This is a genomic window from Streptomyces lavendofoliae, from assembly GCF_014649735.1.
Classification (GTDB): domain Bacteria; phylum Actinomycetota; class Actinomycetes; order Streptomycetales; family Streptomycetaceae; genus Streptomyces; species Streptomyces lavendofoliae.
The window spans coordinates 262,580-269,797 of record NZ_BMTP01000011.1; the positions used below are offsets into that span (position 1 = coordinate 262,580).

General features: G+C 72.2%; 3 protein-coding genes. 1 reads left to right on the forward strand and 2 read right to left on the reverse strand.

Annotated elements, in window-relative coordinates; translation table 11 throughout:
* The first annotated feature begins 103 nt into the window (after positions 1–103).
* Positions 104–2,272, forward strand: a complete 2,169-nt coding sequence (locus IE109_RS21735) for an FG-GAP repeat domain-containing protein (protein ID WP_189552668.1) — start codon at positions 104–106, stop codon at positions 2,270–2,272.
* A gap of 1,150 nt (positions 2,273–3,422) precedes the next feature.
* Here the strand turns inward: IE109_RS21735 and IE109_RS21745 are convergent.
* A complete protein-coding gene (locus tag IE109_RS21745) occupies positions 3,423–3,680 on the reverse strand; it encodes a hypothetical protein (protein ID WP_189552669.1) in 258 nt (85 codons plus the stop codon).
* A 5-nt stretch (positions 3,681–3,685) separates the two neighbouring features.
* Positions 3,686–7,218: ALF repeat-containing protein (locus IE109_RS21750; RefSeq protein ID WP_229891404.1), on the reverse strand; the 3,533-nt coding region annotated here is incomplete at its 5' end.

Here is a 7,218-nt window from a genome sequence, read left to right on the forward strand (position 1 = left end):
GACCTCGGGGGCTCCCCTGGTCCGCCCCGGGTCGTGTACGGACCGGTCGTCGGCGGGCCGGTCCTAGGATTCAGGTGATCACATAACCAGAGGGGGGCATGACATGACCATCCGCAGGAGACGACGTACCGCGAGAACCCTCGGGTTCGCCGTCGTCGCACTGGCGGTGGGCGGGCTCGTTCCAGCCCCGTCCGTCGCGGCGGCACCCGCCGCGACGGACGGGGGCGAGGCCGTCATCACGTTCGGAACACTCAGCGGCACCGGGAGCCCGGAGGGAATCGCCCTGGGCGGCGGCCGGCTCACCGTGGTGGGCTGGGCGGACACCGGAACGACACGCGGCCTGTACGAGTACGACCTGCCGGCCTCGGGCGGCCCGGAGCCCGGCCCCCGGCGGCTGGTGCAGGGCGACTTCTACATGGACTATCCGTGCGAGGGCACGGGCGGCGAATACTCGTGCGCCGAGTTCGATTCCCGCCTGTGGGCGCTCGGAGACGGACGCGTGGGATACCGGACCCCACTCGACCACCCGGTCGCCTACCACGAGGCCAACGGCGGGAAGGTGCCCGCCGAACAGATCCACGTCACCTCGTACGTCCCGTACGACGACGTGGTGGGCGCGTCCGGTCCGTACATCGTCGTCAGGAACGCCGACGGGCCAGGGCTGCTCGTCGACACCTTCGACGCGGCCGAGACCGGGACGGCATCCCACTCCGTGCCGGGAAGCACGGCCGCCGTCTGGGGTGACACGCTGTGGAAGCCGGGAACCACGACGGGCACGGTCAGGTCGTACGACCTGCGCAAGAAGACGGAGTCGGCCGACATCAACATCGGTTCCGCATGCGTGCCGAACGACCTGCAGGCGGTCGGCCGCTGGCTGTACTGGGGGTGCTACGCCGAGCGCCGCGCCGGGGTGTGGGACCGCACGGAGGGGCGCGGCATACCGGTGCCGGTGGCGGCACAGCTGGGCGACGGCTTCGTGGTCTGGAAGGACGACGCCGATCCGGACGCAACCCGGCTGGTGCTGAAGGACTTCCACCAAGGAGCCGGTCAGCCCGCGCCCGAGACGGTGCTGGCACAGCGGCCGTCCATCGGCGAGTGGACGGTCGACAGGTTCGGCGGACACGTCGCGTACGTCGACGAGGCGCGCCGTATTCGGGTTCCCGCGGTCACGGTGCCGCGCTCGCCGCTGGCGGTCCTGGGCACGCACACGTCGGCGTCGGTCGACCTGCGCGCGGCCTCCCCGTCGCCGTGGACCGGACTGTGGCGGCTGAGCCGCCCGGTGGCGTCCTGGAAGCTGACCTTCCGTGACGCCTACGGCAACACGGTGCGGGAGATCGCGGGCACCGACCGCGACGGCGCGGCGATCCGCGCCACCTGGGACGGCCTCGGCGCCGACGGCAGGCCCGCCGTGAGCCGGCCGCACCACTGGGAGCTGAGCACCGACCAGGGCGACGGCACCGGCCCGAAGGTCGTCAGCCGCGGCACCACGCAGGTGCTCGGCGGGCGCACCGCCCACCGCGACGCCAATGGTGACGGCCTGGGCGAGTACTACTCCATGACCGAGGGCGGCAAGCTGGCCGCACACCGCATCGGCGCCGCCGGCGGAGACTGGTCGAGCTCGCCCTGGGACCCGGCGACCCGCTTCATCCCGTTCGGCGACATCGACGGCGACGGCTGCGACGACATGCTGCTGCAGACCACGGACGGCAAGCTGTGGCGGAGCGGCGGAAAGTGCGAGGGCGACTTCGCCCCGTCCTCCGCCGCGGCCCCGCACGTGCAGATCGGTACGGGCTGGAATGGTTTCGACCACTTCGCCGCGCCCGGTGACTTCACCGGCGACGGCCTGCCGGACCTGCTGGCGAGGCAGACCACGACCGGCTACCTCTTCCTGTACAAGGCGAACGCGGCCGGCGGTCTGGACCCGGCGGTACGCGTCGGCACCGGCTGGACGGGGTACCGCCTGATCGGCGCGGGCGACGTCGACGGCGACGGGCACGGTGACCTGCTGGCCCGCGATTCGTCCGGTGAGCTGTGGCGGTACAGCGGCACGGGGCAGGGCACGTTCAAGCCGCGGCAGCTGCTGTTCCAGGACTGGGGCGCCGGGCGTTCCGAGATCATCGGGGTCGGCGACATCAGCGGTGACGGGCTGCCCGACCTGTTGTCACGCGACACCAACGGCAAGCTGCTGCGCAACAAGGGCGACGGCAAGGGCTCCTTCGGGGCGACCCTGACTATCGCCACGGGCTGGCAGAACTACCGGTCGCTGTACTGACCGACAGCGGGAAGACCCACCGACAGCGGGGGGAGCCACGGCGGCTCCCCCCGCTGCTTTCGTCAGGGGCCCGGCAGCTGCGGACCGCCCGGGCGGTGCTCGGCGGCGATGCCGAAGCGGCCCTGTTCGCCCGGAGCGGAGGACGGGACGTCGCGGACGGTGGAGAGGGTACGTACCACCTGCCCCTCCGCTGCCTGCTCCGGCTGGTCGGGCGCAGTACGCTGCTGCGGCCGGACGCGGCGCGGGACCTGGCCGAGCGGCTGACGCCGGCAGGGCCCCGGCACCCGTGGGAGGGTGTACGGTTCACGACCTCCTGGGGGTCGCGCACCCCGCTCGACGTCGTGCTGGTCGAACCGGAGATGGTCGCCGAGATCACGGTGGACACGGTGCAGGAGCGCGGATCGTGGAGACACCCGGTGCGCTTCGCCCGGCTCCGGCTGGACGTCGCAGGTCCGCTTGGTGATCAAAGATGGGCAACTACCTGTCGTCCCTACTCTCCAATATGACGGGCCGCCAATGCCGGCGACCTGCTGAGGAAGGGGACAGGACATGAGCTGCAGGCGCACACAGGGCCAGCCGCGCGCACTCGGCGACCAGTCAGACAAACGGTCGGCGAAACCCGGTCTCGACCTGGGCTGGGAGCTCGTCAAGGGCACCTTTAACGGGGTGGGACGCGTCCTTGGCCAGTTTCTAGCCGAACTGGTCCGTGCAAGGTAACCACTCGTCACCGATCACCATGGCGGCGAGGACTTTCCCTGGTACCTGGAGCATGTGCCCGGCGTGCAGGCAAGATCGATCTCGCCGCAACCGCCGCACCGTTTGTTCCCCGGGGCCGGACACCTCCAACCATGCGTACCGTGCGGCGGTAGCTGCGCCAGCGCGCCGACGTGACCTCCACCCTCACGGGAACCGGCCCCGGCTGCCTGTGGGTCCCCACCAAGACCGGCCGGCCTGAGGACGATGACGCGGTCGTCTGATCCGGTGGCGCCTCAGCGGGGTGACTACAGGGCCACCCTGTATCGCCTGCCACCCCGCGTGAAGGTGAGAGCGCTGCCGTCGGCCCGTGGACCGACGGAACAGGTGTACGACAGGTCTCATGCGAAGGACCCCACCGGCGCCATGGCCGGTGGGGTCCCGTGAGCTGGTCCCGCTAGAAGGGGCCCCTCTTCTCGCGGGCGATCCGCTTGTCTGTGTCAAGGGTGCTTAGCCGGACGGGATCCCGCTCGTCATCGATGACGACGGCGTGCAGGACCGTGCCGACAAGGTCCTGCGGATCACCGGACGGCCACGCCGGGCTCTTGGTGTTGTCGATGAAGCCACGGGTTCCGTGTCCCGATTCGACCTCCAGGCCCCAGGGGTGGGCGGCGACCACGGTTACGTCGATCTCATGGTGCAGAAGGTAGTCCATGGCCGTCAGTCCTTTTTGCCCTTCAGCCACTCACGCTTGACGGTGAGGTCGTTAAATTCCTTCAGTCGGTCTGCCGGGATGACGAACTCGATACGGGGCTTTCCGTCTGGTCCCTGCCAGTCGTACCGCTCGGCGCAGTCACCGAACTTCGCCAGAAACTCGGGGGACATTTCGTAGCGAATCATACCATCGGCAAAGGGGCCGCTTCCGCTGCCCACGTACTCCTTGGCCACGCTGTGCTCGCCGAAGTAGATGGAGCCGTCGCCTCCCGTGTGCGCCGCCCCGTTCGGCCCGTTCTTCAACTCGTAGTCTTTGTCGACCATCTTCGGCGTCCGGTAGATGGAGATGGTCACCGCCGGGCAGTCGTCGTCTCCCTTGCCCTTGTCGGCGGCCACGCGCATCGCGGACGTACGGGAGGCACCGGAGGACTTGCGGTCCTTGGCCTTCTTCGCGAAGCACTCCGGGATCTTCCGCCTGATCTCCTCGACGGCCTTCTCGCCCTTTTCGACCAGCTTCTTCGCCTTGGCCGACTTGTCGAGGAAGTCGTTGATTCCGGCGATGGCTTTCGCGATCTTCGGAAGCTTGCTGGCGATCTTGAGAGCCTTGACCGGGCCGAGGTTCTGGATGATGGCCCAGATGCAGATCCCGACGTCGGGGTCGTCCCAGCACTCCTTGATGTCCTCGGCGAACAGTTCGACGAGGAGTTCGCCGCCGTTCTCCTTGAGGTAGTCGAGCAGGTCCTTCTGCGCCAGCGCCCGGGCCGCTTCGTACTCGGCCGGAGTCATACCCGTTGCTTCGATCGCTCGGCGATCGGTGTCCGACAGGTCGCCGGGGGCGTCCTTCTTGCCCTTGGCCGCTTCCTCGCGTTCCTTGCGTTCGAGTTCGCGCTGGTACTCCTCGGCCCTCTTGGCGGCCTCGTCGGCCTCCTTGGCGTAGGTGCCGGCGTTCTTGGCGGCGGTCTCGGCGGAGGTGGCGTGCTTCTCGGCGGACTCGGCGAACTTGTTCGCGTCGGCGGCGTCCTGTTCCGCCTGGGCGGCGGCGCCCTGGGCGACGCTCGCCTCCTTCTCGGCCAGGTTCGCGGCGCTGTTGGCTGCCGCGGCGTGGTTCTCGGCGCCGGCGGCGGCGCCACGCGCGCGGGCCGCCTCGGCCTCGGCCTGGGTGGCCGCGTTGCGGGCGGCTGCCGCGTCGGCGAACGCCTGGTTGGCGGCCGAGCGGGCGAGCTTGGCGTCGGCCTGGGCCTGGGCGTCCGCCTGGTTGGCGCGGGCCGCGGCGGCCCTGGCCTTGGCGCCGTCCTCGGCGGCCTGGGCGGCGGACTTCATCGCCGCGGCCGAGGAGCGTGCCGCGTCGGCGGAGGAAAGGGCGGCGGCCGCCGCCGCCTTGAAGGCCGGAGCCACCTGGGCGTTGGCCCGCTTGGCCGCGGCCTCGGCGGCTTCGGCGGCCTTGACCGCCTCGGCGGCGCGGGCCTCGGCCTTGGTGACCTCGGCCTGGCCCATCGCCTGGGCGGCCTGGGCGACCTCGGCGGCGAAGTCGGCGGAGATGTCCGTGCCGGTGAAAGGCGCGGTGAGGAGGATGGCGGTGTTGGCCGGGTCGGCGATGCCGGCCGCGGTGGTACGGGCCGACGTGGCGGCCTGGAGCGCGATCGTGGACTGGAGGCGGGCCATCGCCGCCTCCCGGGTGGCGCCCTCGGCCTCGTCCCGGGTCCGGTTGGCCGCCTGGAGCGACTGGTTGGCGTGGATCGCGGCCAGACCGGCGAGCCGGGACGCCTCATGGGCCGCGATGCCGGCGCGGGCCTCCTGCGCGGTCGCCTCGGCCGCCTGGGCGTTGGCCCGCTGCGCCGCCGCGTGGGTGAGCGCGGCCTCGGCCTCGGCCCGGTTGGCCGCCGCGTTCGCCGCGAAGGCGGCCGCCTCGGCCTTGTTGGCGGCGGCGTTGGCGCGTGCCGCGTGCGCGGTGGCCTCGGCGGCCGCCGCCCTGGCGCGGGCCGCCGCTCCGGCCGCCTCGATGGCCGCCGAGCGGGACCGGACCGCCGCCGCGGATGCCTGGTCGGCCGCGCCCCGTGCCGTACCGGCCGCCGTGCCGGCGGCGTCGGCCGCGGAGCGCGCCTCGGTGGCCGCCGCGCGGGCGGTGCCGGCGTGCTCGGTGCCCGCGGCCTTGGCGGCCATCGCCTCGGTCGCCCGGGCCCTCGCCGCTTCGGCGTCGTGGACGCGTTCGGCCTCCACCGCCTTGTTGCGGGCGGTACGGGCCTTGGTCTCCTCGCCCCGCGCCAGCTCGTCGGCCTTGGCGGCAATGCCCTCCTGGGCCTGCGCGGTGGCCCGCTTCTCGGCGGCCGTCGCGGCAGCCGCCTGGGCCTGCGCGCGGGCGGCGGAGGCGGTACGGGCCTCGGCCTCGGCACGCGCGCGTGCCGCAGCCGCGATGTCCCGCTCCTTCTCCGCCCGCGCACGCGCGGCGGCGGCGAGATCGCGCTCGCGCTCGGCGATCACCCGCTGCTCAGCCGCGATCTTCGCCTGACGCTCGGCCTCGATACGCGCGTCCCGCGTCTTCTTGGCGTGCGCCCAGGCCTCCTTCTCCGCCTGCTCGGCTGCGATCCTCGCCTGACGCGACTTCGCCGCGGCGTCCGCCGCGATCCTCGCCTGCTGGGCGGCGGCCGCGGCCAGCCGGGCCGCTGCCTTGGCGTGCTCCTCGGCGTTGGCACGCCATTTGGCGGCCTGCTGGGCGTGCAGCTCGGCCTGGTTCTGGGAATTCAGCCCGGCCGCGTCGGCCGCCGTGGCGTCCACCGCGTGCCGCGCGGTCGCCGCGGCCTTCGCCGCCGCGTCCGACGCACCCGCGATGCCGGAGGCCACCTCCGACCACTGCACCCCATGCGTTAGGCCGGTATCAGTGAGAATCCCGGCTTCGACCTGGGCCAGAAGGGCAGCCACCTGCGCCTGCTTGGCGGCGCCTTCGGCGATGCCGACCTGGCGGGCGACCTCGGCCTTCACCGGGGCGTAGTCCGACAGGCGCTTGCCGGCCTTGTCGGCGGCGAGCATCCGGTCGGCCTCACGCGACTGCGCGGCCGCCGAACTCATCGCGTTCGACGCGGTCTTCAGCGCCTTCACCGCGTCGCCGTGCGCGGCGATCAGCTTGGTGCGGGCGGCGGCTGCGACGGCCGCCTTCTCCGCCAGCTCGCGCAGCTTCTCGGCCGCCTCCTGGGCCTCCTTCTGCGCCTTCTCGTGCGCTTCCCGGTCGTCCGCGTCCTTCTGCGCGGCGGCCAGATAGCCCTTCGCCAGGTACTCGGCGATCGCCTTGTCGTCGCCCGTGGCCAGTGCGGCCTGCGCGGTGCGCTTCACTTCGGGCCCGCCGACCGCCGCGAGCATCTCGACGCGCTTGCGGTTCTCCGCCGCGCGCTCCTTGTCGTTCTGCTCCGTCGCCTTGTCCCGCTGCCGAGCGATGTCGGCGCCGAAGGCCAGGAAGTCGGCGCGGTCCTGCGCCGTGCCCTTCAGGACCCGTTCCACCTCGGCGTTGAAGAACGGGCCGCCGGTGCCGCGCAGCGCCTCGATCTTCC

Excerpts from the sequence above, each read along its gene's own strand:
- IE109_RS21735 (WP_189552668.1), top strand. The coding sequence starts at position 104 with ATGACCATCCGCAGGAGACGACGTACCGCGAGAACCCTCGGGTTCGCC.
- IE109_RS21745 (WP_189552669.1), bottom strand. The coding sequence starts at position 3,680 with ATGGACTACCTTCTGCACCATGAGATCGACGTAACCGTGGTCGCCGCC.